This is a genomic window from Prescottella sp. GW823-FHT02E09 (assembly GCF_058797375.1).
The window spans coordinates 578,543-595,932 of record NZ_JBXAJP010000002.1; the positions used below are offsets into that span (position 1 = coordinate 578,543).

The window sequence follows — 17,390 nt, forward strand, 5'->3', positions numbered from 1 at the left end:
CCCGGGGTCGGACACCGGGACGGGGACGGTCAGCGACGGACTGCGGTGATGAACTGGCTCGAACGCATCGGGTCCTGGTCGGGGTTCTCCAGCGTCCGCCCCCACTGCTCTGCGACATCGGCCGAGCGGATCACCTCGACGTCCCACCCGTGCCCGGACAGCCATTCGACGGGGCCGAAGTCGGCTTCGTCCGGCCACAGCTCCGCCATGTCGATCCCGAATCGCTTGCTCATGTCGTGGAACTGCGGCTCCTGCAGCATGCCCCGGACGTCGTCGACGTGTTCGATGCAGATGCGACTGCCGGGCGTCGACAACTCGGTCACCGATCCGAGCAACTGCTCCTTGGCCGTGTTCGGCAAGAACGGCATCAGCCCCTCCGCGAGCCACGCCGACCGGCGGGTCCGATCGAACCCCTTGTCCTGCAGCGGAACCACCCATGGTTCCCGGAGGTCGACCGCGACGACCCGCCGATCGGACCGCGGCGTCGCTCCCTGCTCGGTGAGGACGTCGTCCTTGAACGCGAGCACCTTCGGAGCGTCCAACTCGTACACGGTGGTCCCCGGGCGCCAGTCGAGGCGGTAGGCACGGACGTCCAGGCCGGCCGCCAGCAGCACCATCTGCTCGATCCCGGCGTCGCCCACCTCGGCGAAGAACTCGTCGAAGTAGCGCGACCGCACACCCATGTAGTTCGCCATCGACTCCCACGGAATCCCGAGATCCTCGGCCGCGTCGAGCCGCGTCGGCATCGGTACCGGCGGCGCCGCCGCCTCCACGAACGCTTCCGCGTACGGGTCCGAGACCAGTCCGTCGTCGCGGTGCGTCTCCATCGCGCGCCCCGCCGCGACACCGAGCGCGGTGATTCCCACACCGGTGACGATGTCCCATTCCGCCAGTTCGTTCATGTTTCGTCAGCCCCGTCCATCGCCGTCGTCTCGGCATCGCGAGCGAGGGGGCCTCCCGCCCGAATCGTCGCGAGCCTGCCGCATCCGGCCCCGCGGCACCTCATCGCGGTCGCGATCAATCGGGAAGAACGGTTGCCGTGCAACACCTTCCGGCACCGCCCATGTGGCCGACCGTCAACGGAAGAACGATACCGACCGCGCCGACCGACTCGATCTCCAGGCTACTCCCGGACCAGGATCTCGGTCATCGTCTCCTGAACAACGCGACCAGAGCGCCGATCACCACCGCCAACAGGAGGGTCAGCAGAATGGCCGACCCGACCCTGACCGCGACGAGACTGTACGCGGGCAGCTGCCCCGGGCCCACCACCACGAATGCGCTCGCCGTCCCGGCGAGTACGACCATTTCCGCGAGGAGATCAATCTCTCCTCGCCGACGCCGGACGCCACCGCGACGAGGATCGCGGCCATACCGACTCCCCCGAGCCCGACGACCATGACGGAGTCACCTGCGCGCGGACGTCCCGCGTTGAGCACCCCGCAGCCCAGGACCGCGGCGATCTCCGGCGGAACGTCGTCGTCGACGGGCACCACCGAGTGGCGATTCACCACCGCATGGGTCGCGAACCCGGATACCCCGAGGTGATGGTGCACGACCGATCTGCCGCGATGCAGGCGGCGTTCGCCGCCGAGGAGCGTGCCCGCATTCGACAGGTCGGAGTGGCACAGGCCGGCCGCCTCGACGCGGATCAGGACCTCGCCGGGGCCCGGCGGTCACCGGGACGTCGGACCGCTACTGGACGATCCCCCGCACCGATGCGGGCAGGTCCCGCTTGCGCCGGTACGGCCCCACCACCGCGGCCGCGAACGGACGCTGCAGCAGGACTCGGGCGACGTCGCGCACCTCGTCGGTGGTGACCTCGTCGATTCGGGCGAGTGTCTCGGACACCGACTGGTGGTTGCCGTAGTTCAGTTCGCTGCGGCCGATCCGGGTCATCCGCGAACCCGAGTCCTCCAGCCCCAGCACCAGCGAACCCCGGAGCGAACCCTTCGCGCGGGCGCATTCGGCATCGGTGATGCCTTCGGACGCGACGTTCGCGAGCACCTCGCGGATCAGGGTCGCCACCTCGCCGAGATTCTCCGGCTGGCAGCCTGCGTACACCGAGAAGGCCCCGGTGTCGGCGAAGGTGTCCACCCCCGAATACACCGAGTAGGCGAGCCCGCGTTCCTCCCGGATCTCTTGGAACAGACGGGAACTCAGCCCGCCGCCCACGGCGGCGTTGAGCACCGACAGTGGCCAGCGATGCCCCTCGTGGCGACCGAACGCCCGCACTCCCAGTGCCAGGTGGGCCTGCTCGCTGTCGCGCGTCGTCAGGCTCAGGGCCGGCGCGGTCCGCAGCCGGATCGCCCCCTCCCGCCGGGGCGCGGGTGACGCGGCGCGGTCCAGGTGACCGGCGAAGGCGCGGCGAACCAGTTCCACGACATGCGAGTGTTCGACGTTGCCCGCGACCGCGACGACCATGCGGTCGGGCGTGTAGCGGCGGACATGGAACGAATGCAGCTGGGTTCGGGTCATCGTCTCGATCGACTCGATGCTGCCGATCACCGGCCGGCCCACGGGGTGATCACCGAACAGCGCGGTCAGGAACGCGTCACCGAGGAGATCCTCCGGATCGTCGTCGCGCATCGAGATCTCCTCGAGCACCACTTGACGCTCGACGTCGACGTCGGCCGACCGGCATCGTCCGCGCAGCACGACGTCGCTCACCAGATCCACCGCGAGCGGCAGGTCGTCGTCGAGGACGTGCGCGTAGAAGCAGGTGTGCTCCTTGGACGTGAACGCGTTGAGTTCGCCGCCGACCCCGTCCATCACCTGGGCGATGTCGAGCGCCGAGCGGGTGGGGGTGGACTTGAACAGCAGGTGTTCGAGGAAGTGCGCGGCCCCGGCGACCGTCGGCTGCTCGTCACGTGATCCGACGCCGACCCAGACGCCGACGGACGCCGAACGCACGCCCGGAACGTGTTCGGTGACCACCCGCAGGCCGCCAGGGAGTTCCGTGCGCTGCACGCCGGTGTGGGGATGCGGATCGAGAGCGGAGCCTGGTCGTGCCTTCAGGGGCTTCGCGCGAAGGGATTGAGCCATGTGGCGGTTCGTGTTTCCTTAAGTCCGGACGATGTCCCGAAAACCTCGGAAGGTGCGGTGAACGTCGATCCACGATACACCCGGGTAGCGGTCCGGCCCCGCACGGACGAACCGTGCGGGGCCGGACCCGGTACTGCGGTGGCCTACCTACTCGGCGGCGGCGTCACCCTCGGCGGGGGCAGCGGACTCGTTGCCCTCCTCGACAGGGATCAGCGAGATCTTGCCGCGGTTGTCGATGTCGGCGATCTCGACGCGGAGCTTGGAGCCCACGTTGACGACGTCCTCGACCTTGGCGATCCGCTTGCCGTTGCCCAGCTTGGAGATGTGCACCAGGCCGTCGCGGCCCGGGAGCAGCGAGACGAACGCACCGAAGGCGGTGGTCTTGACGACCGTGCCGAGGAAGCGCTCGCCCACCTTGGGCAGCTGCGGGTTGGCGATGGCGTTGATCTTGTCGATCGCAGCCTGCGCGGACGGGCCGTCCGCGGCACCGACGTACACCGTGCCGTCATCCTCGATCGAGATGTTGGCGCCGGTCTCCTCGGTGATCGAGTTGATCATCTTGCCCTTGGGGCCGATGACCTCACCGATCTTGTCCACGGGGACCTTGATGGTCGTGATGCGCGGCGCGTACGGGCTCATCTCGTCCGGGGTGTCGATCGCCTCGGCCATGACCTCGAGGATCGTGGTGCGGGCGTCGTGCGCCTGCGACAGCGCGCCGGCCAGCACCTTGGAGGGGATGCCGTCGAGCTTGGTGTCGAGCTGCAGGGCGGTGACGAAGTTCTTCGTGCCCGCGACCTTGAAGTCCATGTCGCCGAAGGCATCCTCGGCGCCGAGGATGTCGGTCAGCGCGACATAGCGGGTCTCACCGTCGACCTCGTCGGAGACCAGGCCCATGGCGATGCCGGCGACGGGGGCCTTCAGGGGCACACCGGCGTTGAGCAGCGACAGGGTCGAGGCGCAGACCGAGCCCATCGAGGTGGAGCCGTTGGAGCTCAGCGCCTCCGAGACCTGACGGATCGCGTACGGGAACTCTTCCTGGCTCGGCAGCACCGGCACGAGGGCGCGCTCGGCGAGGGCGCCGTGACCGATCTCGCGACGCTTCGGCGAACCGACGCGGCCCGTCTCACCGGTGGAGTACGGCGGGAAGTTGTAGTGGTGCATGTAGCGCTTGCTGGTCTCGGGGCCCAGCGAGTCGACCTGCTGCGCCATCTTGACCATGTCGAGGGTGGTGACGCCCATGATCTGGGTCTCGCCACGCTCGAACAGCGCGCTGCCGTGTGCACGCGGGATCACGGCGACCTCGGCGGACAGCGACCGGATGTCGGTGATGCCACGGCCGTCGATACGGAACTGGTCGCGCAGGATGCGCTGGCGCACAAGCTTCTTCGTCAGCGAGCGGAACGCTGCGCCGATCTCCTTCTCGCGGCCCTCGAACTGCGGTGCGACCTGCTCGAGAACGGCGACCTTGACCTCGTCGGTCTTGTCGTCGCGCTCCTGCTTGCCTGCGATGGACAGCGCCGCCGACAGCTTCTCGGTGGCGGCAGCCTCGACCGCGGCGTACACGTCGTCCTGGTACGCCGGGAACACCGGGTACTCACCGGTCGGCTTGGCGGCCTTCTCGGCGAGCGCCTGCTGCGCCGCACACAGGCGGGCGATGAACGGCTTGGCGGCCTCGAGGCCCTCGGCCACGATCGCCTCGGTGGGTGCCTGCGCGCCACCGTCGATCAGCTCGATGACGTTCTCGGTGGCCTCGGCCTCGACCATCATGATCGCGACGTCGGCGCTGTCACCGGAACCGGAGACGACGCGACCGGCGACGACCATGTCGAAGACGGCATTCTCGAGCTGCTCGACCGTCGGGAAGGCGACCCACTGGCCCTTCTTGTTCTCCTCCGACGTGATGAGCGCGACGCGCACGCCACCGACGGGGCCGGAGAACGGCAGACCGGCGATCTGGGTGGACGCGGACGCGGCGTTGATCGCGACGACGTCGTACAGGTCGGCCGGGTTGAGGCTCAGGACCGTCACGACGACCTGGATCTCGTTGCGCAGACCGTCGACGAACGACGGGCGCAGCGGCCGGTCGATCAGACGGCAGGTGAGGATCGCGTCGGTGGACGGGCGGCCCTCACGACGGAAGAACGAGCCGGGGATGCGGCCGGCGGCGTACATGCGCTCCTCGACGTCCACCGTCAGGGGGAAGAAGTCGAAGTGCTCCTTGGGCTGCTTGCTGGCCGTGGTGGCCGACAGCAGCATGGTCTCGTCGTCGAGGTAGGCGACGACGGAACCGGCGGCCTGCTGAGCGAGGCGCCCGGTCTCGAAACGAATGGTGCGGGTGCCGTAGCTCCCGTTGTCGATGACGGCGGTCGACTCGAACACGCCCTCTTCGACCTCGATTGCGGAATTGTCTGTCATTTCTTTTCTTCTCTTCCCTCTCGTCTTTTGCCGTATCCGCATGGGCGCCGCGACCCTCCTGGTCGTGGCTGCGCACCCCTCACAGCGCGGAGGCGGCCATCGATCGAAGCCAGCCGGATTGCATCCGGACGGCCACTACCGAAGACCGACGCCACTGCTGCAGGTGCGGGCGGCAGTCGTACACACACTGGTGGTGCAAACACCGATAGCCAACGAGGCTCAGTCTAAGCATCGACTATGCAAGCCTCGCTGGCTATCGGTGGGGTCGGCGAACAACTCGCCGTGCGACCGTCTTATCGGCGCAGGCCGAGACGCTCGATGAGCGAACGGTAGCGGGCGATATCGACCTTCTGGACGTACTTGAGCAGACGACGACGGCGTCCGACCAGCAGCAGCAGGCCGCGGCGGGAGTGGTGGTCGTGCTTGTGCATCTTCAGGTGCTCGGTGAGATCGACGATGCGCTTGGTGAGCATGGCCACCTGCGCCTCCGGCGAACCGGTGTCGGTCTCGTGCAGTCCGTACTCGCCGAGGATCTGCTTCTTCTGCTCGGTGGTCAATGCCACTTGGTGCACTCCTGTAACTGACGTCCGCGTGAATGGAAATCGGGAATTCCGGTTCGCACCGGACCCCGACGGGTGCGGCCGCCGCGAACCGCAGCACACACCAGCGCAAAATCCTACCAGGTGCGGCGCCGCGCTCAGCGCTCGGCAGCCTCGGTCAGGATCTTGCGGGCCTTCTCCGCGTCACGGCCCATTTCCTCGATCAGCGCGTCCACCGAGTCGAACTTCTCCATGCCGCGCACGCGCTCGACGAAGTCGACCGCGACATGCTGGCCGTACAGGTCCGCCTCCCGGTCGAGGACGAACGCCTCGACGGTGCGCGTACGGCCGGAGAAGGTCGGGTTGGTACCCACCGAGACGGCCGCCTGGTAGCGCTGCCCCGGCTCCACGGTGCCCTCGACCGGCCCGGGCCCCAGGACGGTGAACCACGCCGCGTACACGCCGTCCGCGGGGATCGCCGAGTACATCGGCGGCGCGATGTTCGCGGTCGGGAAGCCGAGACCACGGCCCCGACCGTCGCCGTGCACGACGACGCCCTCGACGCGGTGTGGGCGACCGAGCGCTTCCGCGGCCGCCGCGACGTCACCGGCGTCGACACACGATCGGATGTAGGTCGAGGAGAAGGTCACGGCGTGCTCGGCGAGCAGGTTGACCCCGTCGACGGCGAACCCGAACCGCGCGCCGGTCTCACGGAGCAGGTCGACGTTGCCGGCCGCCTTGCGACCGAACGTGAAGTTCTCGCCGACGACGACCTCCGCGACGTGCAGCCGCTCGACCAGGATCTCGTGGACGTACCGCTCGGGCGAGAGCTTCATGAACTCCGTCGTGAAGGGCATCACGCAGAAGACGTCGATCCCCAACTCCTCGGCCAACTCGGCCCGCCGCGGCAGCGTCGTCAGCTGCGCCGGGTGACTGCCCGGGCGCACCACCTCCGCCGGATGCGGATCGAATGTCATGAGGACACTGGGAATTCCACGCTCACGTGCCGCGCCGACCGCGCGGGAAACCAGCTGCGCGTGCCCACGGTGCACGCCGTCGAAAACGCCGATCGTCAGGACACAACGCCCCCAGTCCGCCGGCACATCGTCCAGACCTCGCCATCTCTGCACAGGTGGCAGCCTACGGCCACTGCCGACGCCGGTCACGTTCGGACCGACTCTCCGGTGCGAATCCGCTGATCATGTTGCGCGATCACCGAACCGGTCGGCGACTCCGGCGTCCACGGCATGCACGGCCGCACCGCCCAACGGGATGTTGATGTGTGTCCCGGGTGACTGTTGCCTAAGCTCGTAACCGTGGCCACGCAGAAGTCAGACGTAACCCCTCCGAGCGAGGTGCCCCGCCCGGAGACCTTGTCGTCGGTGGCACAGGACTATCTCAAGGTGATCTGGACGGTCCAGGAATGGTCCCGCGAGCGGGTCTCGACCAAGCTGCTGGCCGAGCGGATCGGGGTGTCCGCATCCACCGTCTCGGAGGCCATCCGCAAGCTGTCCGACCAGGGACTGGTCGACCATGCCCGATACGGTTCCATCGCGCTCACCGACGCCGGCCGGTCCGCCGCCGTCTCGATGGTGCGCCGACACCGGCTCATCGAGACGTTCCTCGTCAACGAACTGGGGTACGGCTGGGACGAGGTGCACGACGAGGCAGAGGTCCTCGAGCACGCCGTCTCGGACCGCATGATCGACCGGATGGACGCCAAGCTCGGGTTCCCGGAGCGCGACCCGCACGGCGACCCCATCCCGGCCGCCGACGGCTCGGTGCCCACCCCACCGGCCCGCCAGCTCAGCGACTTCCAGGACGGCGACTCCGGGCGGGTGGCCCGTATCTCCGACGCTGATCCGGCCATGCTGCGCTACTTCGACTCGGTCGGGATCGCACTCGACACCGAGATCGCCGTCGTGGAGCGTCGCGACTTCGCCGGCACGGTGTCGATCCGACTGGACGCGCGACCGGACACCGTCGACCTCGGCAACCCTGCCGCACAGGCCATCTGGCTGGTCTAGTCTCGAGTTCACCGCACCGCTTCGGGCGGCACCCGACCGGAACGAGGTCCGTGATGAACGCAGTCGTCCGTCGGATCGCGCGATCGGCCGCAACCGTGTCCGCCGTCGGTGCCCTCGCAATCGCCGGGGCCGGAATCGCGTCCGCGGACGAATGGCCGCCGGTCCCGCCCTACCCGAGCGCCGTCGGTCCCGCCGAGTACTACGGCTTCCTGACGCCCACCGACCCGGACTACTGGAACCCGTTCGTCAGCCGCGACCGGCTGACTTCCCCCTTCGGCACCGGCACCCGGATCGTGTGCACCAGCTTCCACGGTGTGCTGCTCGAGTGCTGGCAGGCCGACCGCGAGGGCAATCCGCACAAGCTGGTCGAACTCGACCGGGACTACCCGGGATCGATGGGCTCGAACCTGCCCGGCGGCGGGCCGAGCCACTTCGTCTATCCGGGATTCATCCCCGGGATCTGACCGCGCCGCTACTGGAGGGTCGCCGGGCGCACGACCATCACCGAACTGGCGCGCTTGCCGCGTTCCTGCAGCAGGGCGATGGTGTGCCCGTTCGGGTCGATCGCCGCGTACACGCCCTTCATCCCGATCGGCTCGAGCCATCGACCCTGACTGATCGACTCGGCCTCCTCGGCGCTGATCTGCCGGTGCGGGAACGCCGTCTGCGCGGCCTGGTCGATGTCGAGGCTGACACCGGGATCGTCCGCGATCTGGTCCAAGGTCCTGGCCTGCTCGAGCGTGAACGGCCCGACGCTCGTGCGCCGCAGCGCCGTCAGATGGCCGCCGACGCCCAGCGCCGCGCCCAGATCGCGGGCGAGTGCGCGGATGTAGGTGCCCGACGAGCAGTCGACGTCCACGTCGAGGTCCACGAATGCTGCCCCGTCACCGGCCGGAACGTCGCGACGCGCCAGGATCTCGAAGCGGGAGACCGTCACCGGCCGGGCCGCGAGCGTGACCTCCTCACCCGCACGGATCCGGGCATGCGCACGCTGACCGTCGACCTTGATGGCGCTCACGCTCGCCGGTACCTGCTGGATGTCGCCGGTCAGTTTCGCGACCTCGGCCCCGATCCGCTCGTCGGTGACAGCCGACGCATCCGACGTCGAGAGCACCTCGCCCTCCGCGTCGTCGGTCGTGGTGGCCTGGCCCAACCGGATCGTCGCACTGTACGACTTGGTGGTCAGGGCCAGCAGGCCGAGCAGCTTGGTGGCCCGCTCCACACCGAGGATCAGCACACCGGTCGCCATCGGGTCGAGGGTTCCGGCGTGACCCACCTTGCGAGTGTTGAGCAGCTTCCGGCACCGGGAGACCACGTCGTGGCTGGTCATCCCCGCATCCTTGTCGACGATCAGCAGGCCGGCGCCGACGAGGCCGGAGGACGGTTTTTGAGACTTGGACACGTGGTCCGATTCTGCCAGCCGCCGGTCGGATCACCGACTCGGCTCCCTCGTCAGCTCACCGAGATGGCCGTGACGATCAGTCCGTCCGACACCAGCCAGCGGCCGTCGAAGCTCACCAACGGCGCTGATCCGTCGGCCGTACCGCCCGGCACCAGAAGCCTCGAATGGAACGTCCCGGTACCGTCCTCTCCCCCGGTGAACGTGATGTGTGCGTCCTCGAAACCGAGCCAACGCCGCGTCAGCGGGAACCACGCCTTGTAAGTGGCCTCCTTGGCGCAGAACAGCAGTCGGTCCCAGTGCACCACGGCCGGGTCGACGGCAGCGAGCCAGTCACGTTCCTCGGGCAGACTGACGGCGTCGAGAACACCGTCCGGCAGCGGTCCGTTCGGCTCGGCGTCGATGCCGACGCTGCGCACCTGCATCGCGTAGCCGAGCACGGCAGCGCGGTAGCCGTCACAGTGCGTCAGGCTTCCCACGATGCCCCGTGGCCACACCGGAGAACCGTTGTCGCCCCGCAGGATCGGCGCCGGCTCCATCCCCAGGTCCGACATCGCTTGCCGGGCGCAGTGCCGCGCGCCGATGAACTCGCGGCGGCGCTTCTCTACCGCCTTCGCGATCAGCGACTCCTCCTGCGGGTGCGGCTGCAGACCGGGTGGGTCCTCGAACAGCTCCGCGGAGGCGACACCGGTGGGCAGAATGCGCTCGATCAACCCAGTTCCTCTCTCAACGCTGCGCTCTCATCCGCTCGTACTCGGCTTCCTGCTCCGCGGTGATCCGGAAGTGTCCGCCGAACTTGTTCAGGGTGCCGGGTGCATACTCGGGCACCGGCAGGATCTGGCGCAGCAACTTCTCGGGCAGACCTCGGCGCTGCCACTCGCGCGGGTAGCCGACGGACACCTCCTCGAACCGCACACCGTCGTAGTACGTCGTGCGGGGAATGTGGAGGTGGCCGTACACGCAGCACACGGCGTTGTAGCGGGTGTGCCAGTCCTTGGTCGCCTCGGTGCCGCACCACAGCGCGAACTCCGGGTAGTACAGCACCTCGGTGGGCTGGCGCACCAGCGGGAAGTGGTTGATCAGCACTGTCGGGACCGCGGGGTCCAGCGCGTCGAGCCGGCGCCGCGTCTCCTCGATCCGGGCCCGGCACCATGCGTCCCGCGTCGCGTAGGGCTCGGACGACAGCAGGAACTCGTCGGTGGCGACGACGTTCTTGTCCCGCGCGATGCGCAGTCCGTCGGCCTTGTCGATCGCCCCGGCCGGCAGGAACGAGTAGTCGTACAGCAGGAACATCGGCACGATCGTGACCGGGCCACCCTCGCCCTCCCAGACCGGGTACGGGTCCTCCGGCGTCAGTACGCCGATCTCGCGGCACATGTCGACGAGGTAGTCGTAGCGGGCCTTCCCGTGCATCTGCACCGGGTCCTTGGCGGTGGTCCACAACTCGTGGTTACCGGGCACCCAGATCACCTTCGCGAAACGACTCTTCAGCAAGGTCAGCGCCCAGCGGATGTCGTCGGTCTTCTCCGAGACGTCGCCCGCGACGATCAGCCAGTCGTCGGGCGAGTCCGGGAAGATCTCCTCGGTGACCGGACGATTCCCCCGGTGTCCGACGTGCGTGTCGCTCACCGCCATCAACTTGCCTGCCACACCACTACCCTTTCGTCTCCCGGAACTGGAGATCGGAACCCCCGACGGCCCAGCGGCCCGATGCTGTGCGCCACACCACCGCGAGCATCCGCAGCATGAGGAACACAGTAAGGCCCGTCCAGATTCCGGCCAGTCCCCAGTCCCACGCCAGTGACGCCCAGATGAGCGGGAGGAATCCGACGAGAGCGCAGGCCAGGGTCGCGGTCCGCAGGAACGCGGCGTCGCCCGCGCCCAGCAACACGCCGTCGAGCGCGAACACGACGCCCGCGACCGGTGTGATGCCGACGAAGAACCACCACGCGATCGCGGCCTGGTCGAGAACCGCAGGGTCGTCGGTGAACAGGGCCGGGATCAACGTGTGGCCCGCCGCGAAAAGCAGGGCCAGCACCAGCGCGAACACCACCGACCAGCGTGTCAGACGCCATGCCAGCCGATTGGCTCCGCGCACGTCGCTGCGCCCCAGCGCGGCCCCCACGAGCGTCTGCGCGGCGATCGCGAGCGAATCGAGGGTCAGCGAGACGAGGTTCCACAACTGCAGCACGACCTGGTGGGCCGCGACGGACGCGGCACCGAACCGTGATGCGACCGCCGCCGCCGACAGGAAGCACGCCTGGAAGGCGAGGCTTCGCAGGATCAGATCGCGGCCGAGGACCATCTGCGCCCGCATGATTCCGGCGCGCGGGCGCAGCGGCACACCCGCGCGCAGCAACGCCAACCCGAACAGCACCGCCGACGTCGCCTGACCCGCGACGTTCGCGATCGCCGATCCGACGAGCTCGAGCCGGGGCGCCCCGGCCACACCGTGCACCAGCAGCACACACAGCACCGCCGAGATCGCCTGACCCACCAGCACGAACCGCAGCGGCCGCATGGTGTTCTGCACACCGCGCATCCAGCCGTTGCCGGCCATCGCGACCAGGATCAGAGGCGCCCCGAACACCGCGACACGCAGCCACCGCTCCGCCTCGGCCGCAATGTCGCCGGGCCCCGCGATCAGCGACGTGATCGGCCCGGCCAGTAGTTGGACGACCACGACCAGAGCCGCGCCGATCCCCAGGGCCAGCCAGGTGGCCTGCACCCCCTCCCCGACCGCGTCCCGTTCCCGGCCGGCGCCGTGCATGCGGGACGCCCGGGCGGTGGTCCCGTACGAGAGGAAGGTGAGCTGGGTGCTGATCTGGGCGAGCACGAGGCCGCCGACGGCGAGGCCCGCCAGCGCGAGGGCACCGAGATGCCCGACGATGGCGATGTCGAGTAGAAGATAGAGCGGTTCCGCGGCGAGCACACCGAGCGCAGGCAGCGCGAGGCCGAGTATCCTGCGGGGCCCGACATCGGCGCCGTCGGGGACCTCGGTGGTGCGCTCGGACGTCCCGGTCAAGTCAGCCGAGGGTTTCCCGCAACGCGGCGACGACCGATTCGCTGGTACCCGTCGCGGTGTAACCGGCCGCGAACCGGTGCCCGCCGCCGCCGAGCCGTTCGGCAATCGCCGAGACGTCCACCGATTCCTTCGATCGCAGCGACACCGACCACGACTCCGGCGCGGACTCCTTGAACACTGCGGCGACCTCCGCCTCGGAAGTGGTGCGCACGATGTCGATGACGCTCTCCACCTCCTCGGACCCGAGTCCGGCGGAGTCGGCACAGCGGATCACCGCGTGCACCAGCCCCCGCCCCTGCACGGCGTCCGGCACCAGGGCGGCCGACGACAGCACCGAGCCGAGCATCGGCAGCCAGCCGAATGGATGGGTGTCGAGCAGTCGGCGCGCGATGGCGGCACCGTCGATGCCGGTGCCGAGCAGTCGCTCGGCCAGGGTGTGTGTGCCCGGCTGTACCCAGCGGAAGCATCCGCTGTCGGTGACGAGACCGGCGTACAGGCAGTGCGCGAGGTCGGCGTCGATCTCGACACCCCACAAGTCGAACAGCTCCGCCAGCACCGCCGCGGTCGCCTCGGCGGACTCGTCCACCAGGTTGAACATCCCGAAACGGGTGTTGGACCGGTGATGGTCGATCACCAGCGACCGTCGCGCCCCGTCCAGGCGGGACGCCAGCTTGCCGAGCCGTCCGGCACTTCCGCAGTCGACGGTGACGAGCAGATCGACGTCGTCGACGACCCCGTCCGCCGGTACCAGCAGGTGCGTGCCGGGCAGACCCGACATCGACACCGGCAGCTCGTCCGGCGCCGCGAACGACACCTGAACCGGTATTCCCTTGCGCTCGAAGACGATTCCGAGCGCAAGACCGCAACCGATCGTGTCGGCATCGGGTTGGACATGACACAGGATCGTCACCGACGTCGCACCCGCCAGCACCTCGACCGCGTCCTGCGCGAGCAGGTCCTGCGGGCCGAGGGCCGGGGGCACGGTTTCCGGACTGTGGGTCATGGGCGCCGCGGGTCAGTCGTCGTCGGACGAGGACACGGCCCCGGGTGCGATCTCGTCGTCCCCGGCCGCACGCGACTCCTTGTAGGGGTCGGCGTCGCCCGCCGGCTGCGCGTTCTCGCGGGCACGTGCCACGGCATCGTCCGCGGCGCGCGCACGCGCGAGCAGTTCTTCCATGTGCCGTGCGGTGTCCGGCACCGTGTCCGCGACGAACGTCAGGGTCGGTGTGAACCGCACCCCGGTTCCGGCGCCGACCTTGGAGCGGAGCACACCCTTGGCCTTCTCGAGACCCGCGGCGGCAGCGGCCACGTCGGGCTCGGATTCGAGGTCCTCACCCATCACCGTGTAGTACACGGTGGCGTCGTGCAGATCGGCCGTCACCTTGGCGTCGGTGATGGTCACGAAGGCCAGCCGCGGGTCCTTGATCTCGTGGTCGATCGCCGTCGCGACGATCGTGCTGATTCGCTTAGCGAGCCTGCGTGCGCGTGCAGGATCTGCCATGGCAATCAGTCTCCTCTCTGGGATGTCTCCGCCGTCAGCCCGTTAATCCTCGGGGCCGAAAATTCTTCGTCGAACTGCGAGTAACTGCAGTTCCGGTCGTCCAGCGACGTGCCGCTCGCACTGATCGAGCACCTCGTGGACATGATCGACCCCCGAACTCGCCACCGCGACACCGAGTAGGGTCCGCCGGTAGCGGTCCTGCTCGCCCGTCTCGGCAGCCGACACTCCGTATCGGCGCAGTTCGGTCAGAATCGGTCGGACCAGCGACCGCTTCTCTTTCAATGACCGCACATCGCCGAACAGGATGTCCATCTCGAGCGCACCGAGATACACCAGTCCTCCCTCCGGTGAACAGCATCGAATTCCGGCCACCGCCGGGTGTCGATTCTCGGCACTGCCGAGGCGTCCCTCCCCGGTGGCACCAGGCCACCGGGGAGGGACGCATGCAGTGCGACTAGTCGCGCGGCTTCTCGCGAAGCTCGTACGCCTCGATCACGTCGCCGACCTTGATGTCGGAGTACGTGACGGTCAGACCGCATTCGTAGCCCTCGCGGACCTCGGTCGCGTCGTCCTTCTCCCGCTTGAGCGAGGAGATGGTCATCGTCTCCGCGATCACCGCGTTGTCGCGGATCAGGCGTGCCTTCGCGTTGCGACGGATGAAGCCCGACGTAACGAGGCAGCCCGCGATGTTGCCGATCTTCGACGAACGGAACATGGCGCGGATCTCGGCCTTGCCGAGCGCCACCTCCTCGTAGACCGGCTTGAGCATGCCCTTGAGGGCCTTCTCCACCTCGTCCAGCGCCTGGTAGATCACCGAGTAGTACCGGATGTCGACGCCCTCGCGGTTCGCCAGCTCCGTCGCCTTGCCCTCGGCACGGACGTTGAAGCCGATGATGATCGCGTTGGACGCGGACGCCAGGTTGACGTTGGTCTCGGTGATGCCACCGACACCGCGGTCGATCACTCGCAGCTGCACCTCGTCGTCGATCTCGATCCCCATGAGGGCCTCTTCCAGCGCCTCGACGGTGCCGGAGTTGTCGCCCTTGAGGATGAGGTTGAGCTCGTTGTGCTCCTTGAGCGCGGCATCCAGATCTTCCAGGCTGATGCGCTTGCGGCTGCGTGCAGCGAGCGCGTTGCGCTTGCGTGCATTGCGGCGATCGGCGATCTGCCGGGCGATCCGGTCCTCGTCGACCACGAGCAGGTTGTCGCCTGCACCGGGGACCGACGTGAAGCCGACGACCTGGACGGGACGCGAAGGCAGAGCCTCCTCGACGTCGTCACCGTGCTCGTCGATCATGCGGCGGACGCGACCGTAGGCGTCGCCCGCGACGATCGAGTCGCCGACCCGCAGCGTGCCGCGCTGGATGAGCACGGTCGCGACAGGGCCGCGGCCACGGTCGAGGTGAGCCTCGATCGCGACGCCCTGTGCGTCCATGTCCGGGTTGGCCCGCAGATCCAGGGAGGCATCCGCGGTCAGCAGGACCGCTTCCAGGAGGGCATCGATGTTGGTGCCCTGCTTGGCCGAGATGTCGACGAACATGGTGTCGCCGCCGTACTCCTCGGTGACGAGGCCGTACTCGGTGAGCTGCTGGCGGATCTTGTCGGGGTTCGCCCCCTCCTTGTCGATCTTGTTCACCGCGACCACGATCGGCACGTCGGCCGCCTGGGCGTGGTTGATCGCCTCCACCGTCTGCGGCATGACGCCGTCGTCGGCCGCGACCACGAGGATCGCGATGTCGGTGGCCTTGGCACCACGGGCACGCATGGCGGTGAACGCCTCGTGACCCGGGGTGTCGATGAACGTCACCAGACGCTCGTTGCCGTCCAGCTCGGTGAGGACCTGGTAGGCGCCGATGTGCTGGGTGATGCCACCGGCCTCGCCCTCGCGGACGTTGGCCTTGCGGATCGTGTCGAGCAGGCGGGTCTTGCCGTGGTCGACGTGACCCATGACGGTGACCACCGGCGGACGCGACTCGAGGTCTTCCTCGTTGCCGGCGTCCTCGCCGTAGGTGAGGTCGAACGACTCGAGCAGCTCGCGGTCCTCGTCCTCCGGGCTGACGACCTGGACGACGTAGTTCATCTCGCCGCCGAGCAGCTCGAGGGTCTCGTCGTTCACCGACTGAGTGGCCGTGACCATCTCGCCGAGGTTGAACAGCGCCTGGACCAGTGCCGACGGGTTCGCGTCGATCTTCTCCGCGAAGTCGGAGAGCGATGCACCGCGAGCGAGACGGATGGTCTCACCGTTGCCACGGGGCAACCGCACGCCACCGACGGCGGGCGCCTGCATGGAATCGTATTCCTGGCGCTTCTGCCGCTTCGACTTGCGACCGCGGCGCGGAGCGCCACCGGGGCGACCGAAGGCACCCGCGGCACCGCCGCGACCACCCGGACGTCCACCGCCGCCACCGGGGCGACCGCGGAATCCACCGGGAGCGCCGGCACCTGCACCTGCACCGGGAGCACCGGCACCGGGAGCGCCGCCACCGCGGTAGCCGCCACCGCCACCACCGCCCGGACGACCGCCGGGAGCACCGGGACGGCCGCCGCCGGGACGACCCGCACCGGGTGCGGGACGCGTCGAGCGGGCCGGCATCGCGCCGGGGCTCGGACGGGGAGGCATGGATCCGGGGCTGGGACGGGGGCCGCCCTGCCCGGGAGCCGGACGCGGGCCACCGGGACCTGCAGCCGGACGCGGGGCACCGGGAGCACCCGGAGCACCCGGACGCGGGGCACCGCCCTGCGGACCCGGACGCGGAGCACCCGGACGCGGGGCACCGGGAGCCGGACGCGGAGCCGGACGCTCGGCTGGAGCCGAGGAGTACGGGTTGTTACCGACGCGCGGCGGCTTGGGGCCGGGACGCGGTCCACCGGGCTTGGGGCCCGGAGCGGCCGGCGCGGCTGCTGCCGGAGCGGCGGGCGCCGCCGGAGCCGCAGGTGCTGCCGGAGCAGCGGGCGCCTGCGGGGCAGGCTTCGGCGCCGGCGTGGGAGCCGGGCCGGGACGCGGACCGGGCGCCTTGGCGGCCGGAGCGCTGGGAGCGGCCGGAGCCGCCGGGGTTTCTGCCGCCGGGGCCGCGGGAGCGGCCGGTGCGGGCTTGGGGCCGGGGCGCGGGGCACCCGGCTTGGGCGCACCGGGCTTGGCGGACGGACGCGGAGCGCTGTCCGAGCCTTCCGTCCGGCCTTCGGTCTGCGACTTCGCGGACGGGAACGACTCCCGCAGACGACGCGCGACTGGCGCCTCGACCGTGGAGGACGCCGACTTCACGAACTCGCCCTGCTCCTTGAGCCGTGCGAGTAGTTCCTTGCTTGTGACACCGAGTTCTTTCGCCAACTCGTGCACGCGGGCCTTGCCTGCCACTGCTCTCCTCTACTGAGAGGTCGAGCGAGCGACTGGTGCCCGCACGACCTCGGTTATCTCCGATGGACGTTCATCGCTGGTGCT

15 protein-coding genes and 1 pseudogene are annotated in these 17,390 nt (G+C 69.1%); 2 read left to right on the forward strand and 14 right to left on the reverse strand.

Going from position 1 to position 17,390, the window contains the following annotated elements; translation table 11 throughout:
• Nucleotides 1-29 precede the first annotated feature (29 nt).
• From AC1RIF_RS06865 to AC1RIF_RS06890, 6 genes and pseudogenes are all read right to left on the reverse strand, one after another.
• On the reverse strand, nucleotides 30-902 hold the full coding sequence (locus AC1RIF_RS06865) for a class I SAM-dependent methyltransferase (RefSeq protein WP_492600608.1): 873 nt from the start codon (nucleotides 900-902) through the stop codon (nucleotides 30-32).
• 444 nt (nucleotides 903-1,346) lie between these two features.
• Nucleotides 1,347-1,676 (reverse strand): annotated as a pseudogene (locus AC1RIF_RS06870) (alcohol dehydrogenase); the annotation flags it as partial.
• Nucleotides 1,677-1,695: 19 nt separating this feature from the next.
• A complete protein-coding gene (locus AC1RIF_RS06875; protein WP_492600609.1) occupies nucleotides 1,696-3,045 on the reverse strand; it encodes a M16 family metallopeptidase in 1,350 nt (449 codons plus the stop codon).
• 147 nt (nucleotides 3,046-3,192) lie between these two features.
• A complete protein-coding gene (locus tag AC1RIF_RS06880) occupies nucleotides 3,193-5,460 on the reverse strand; it encodes a polyribonucleotide nucleotidyltransferase (RefSeq protein ID WP_492600610.1) in 2,268 nt (755 codons plus the stop codon).
• Between the two features lie 293 nt (nucleotides 5,461-5,753).
• Complete coding sequence (gene rpsO / locus AC1RIF_RS06885; protein ID WP_031939812.1) at nucleotides 5,754-6,023, reverse strand: 30S ribosomal protein S15; 270 nt, start codon at nucleotides 6,021-6,023, stop codon at nucleotides 5,754-5,756.
• Between the two features lie 134 nt (nucleotides 6,024-6,157).
• Entirely contained in the window at nucleotides 6,158-7,129 is a 972-nt protein-coding gene (locus AC1RIF_RS06890; RefSeq protein ID WP_492600611.1) for a bifunctional riboflavin kinase/FAD synthetase, read from the reverse strand.
• Between the two features lie 225 nt (nucleotides 7,130-7,354).
• Here AC1RIF_RS06890 and AC1RIF_RS06895 point away from each other — a divergent pair, with 225 nt between their 5' ends.
• Both AC1RIF_RS06895 and AC1RIF_RS06900 read left to right on the forward strand, forming a co-directional pair.
• Nucleotides 7,355-8,026, forward strand: a complete 672-nt coding sequence (locus tag AC1RIF_RS06895; RefSeq protein WP_492600797.1) for a metal-dependent transcriptional regulator — start codon at nucleotides 7,355-7,357, stop codon at nucleotides 8,024-8,026.
• Nucleotides 8,027-8,079: 53 nt separating this feature from the next.
• Complete coding sequence (locus AC1RIF_RS06900; protein ID WP_492600612.1) at nucleotides 8,080-8,490, forward strand: hypothetical protein; 411 nt, start codon at nucleotides 8,080-8,082, stop codon at nucleotides 8,488-8,490.
• Nucleotides 8,491-8,498: 8 nt separating this feature from the next.
• On the opposite strand, the gene truB is transcribed toward AC1RIF_RS06900, so the two are convergent.
• The 8 genes from truB to infB all read right to left on the reverse strand — a co-directional run bounded on the left by truB (nucleotide 8,499) and on the right by infB (nucleotide 17,306).
• Nucleotides 8,499-9,428 (reverse strand): tRNA pseudouridine(55) synthase TruB, encoded by a 930-nt coding sequence (truB, locus tag AC1RIF_RS06905; protein WP_492600613.1) that lies wholly within the window; start codon nucleotides 9,426-9,428, stop codon nucleotides 8,499-8,501.
• Nucleotides 9,429-9,478: 50 nt separating this feature from the next.
• Entirely contained in the window at nucleotides 9,479-10,138 is a 660-nt protein-coding gene (npt, locus tag AC1RIF_RS06910) for a 4'-phosphopantetheinyl transferase Npt (RefSeq protein ID WP_492600614.1), read from the reverse strand.
• Between the two features lie 13 nt (nucleotides 10,139-10,151).
• Nucleotides 10,152-11,075 carry a metallophosphoesterase family protein gene (locus tag AC1RIF_RS06915; RefSeq protein ID WP_492600615.1) on the reverse strand — a complete coding sequence of 308 codons (924 nt, stop codon included), beginning with the start codon at nucleotides 11,073-11,075 and terminating at the stop codon, nucleotides 10,152-10,154.
• Between the two features lie 4 nt (nucleotides 11,076-11,079).
• Complete coding sequence (locus AC1RIF_RS06920) at nucleotides 11,080-12,387, reverse strand: MATE family efflux transporter (protein ID WP_492600798.1); 1,308 nt, start codon at nucleotides 12,385-12,387, stop codon at nucleotides 11,080-11,082.
• A gap of 64 nt (nucleotides 12,388-12,451) precedes the next feature.
• Nucleotides 12,452-13,453, reverse strand: a complete 1,002-nt coding sequence (locus AC1RIF_RS06925; RefSeq protein ID WP_492600616.1) for a DHH family phosphoesterase — start codon at nucleotides 13,451-13,453, stop codon at nucleotides 12,452-12,454.
• A 12-nt stretch (nucleotides 13,454-13,465) separates the two neighbouring features.
• Nucleotides 13,466-13,951 (reverse strand): 30S ribosome-binding factor RbfA, encoded by a 486-nt coding sequence (gene rbfA / locus AC1RIF_RS06930; protein WP_492600617.1) that lies wholly within the window; start codon nucleotides 13,949-13,951, stop codon nucleotides 13,466-13,468.
• Nucleotides 13,952-13,993: 42 nt separating this feature from the next.
• Nucleotides 13,994-14,284 (reverse strand): DUF503 domain-containing protein, encoded by a 291-nt coding sequence (locus AC1RIF_RS06935; RefSeq protein ID WP_492600618.1) that lies wholly within the window; start codon nucleotides 14,282-14,284, stop codon nucleotides 13,994-13,996.
• Nucleotides 14,285-14,405: 121 nt separating this feature from the next.
• Nucleotides 14,406-17,306 (reverse strand): translation initiation factor IF-2, encoded by a 2,901-nt coding sequence (gene infB, locus AC1RIF_RS06940; RefSeq protein ID WP_492600619.1) that lies wholly within the window; start codon nucleotides 17,304-17,306, stop codon nucleotides 14,406-14,408.
• Between the last annotated feature and the right edge of the window lie 84 nt (nucleotides 17,307-17,390).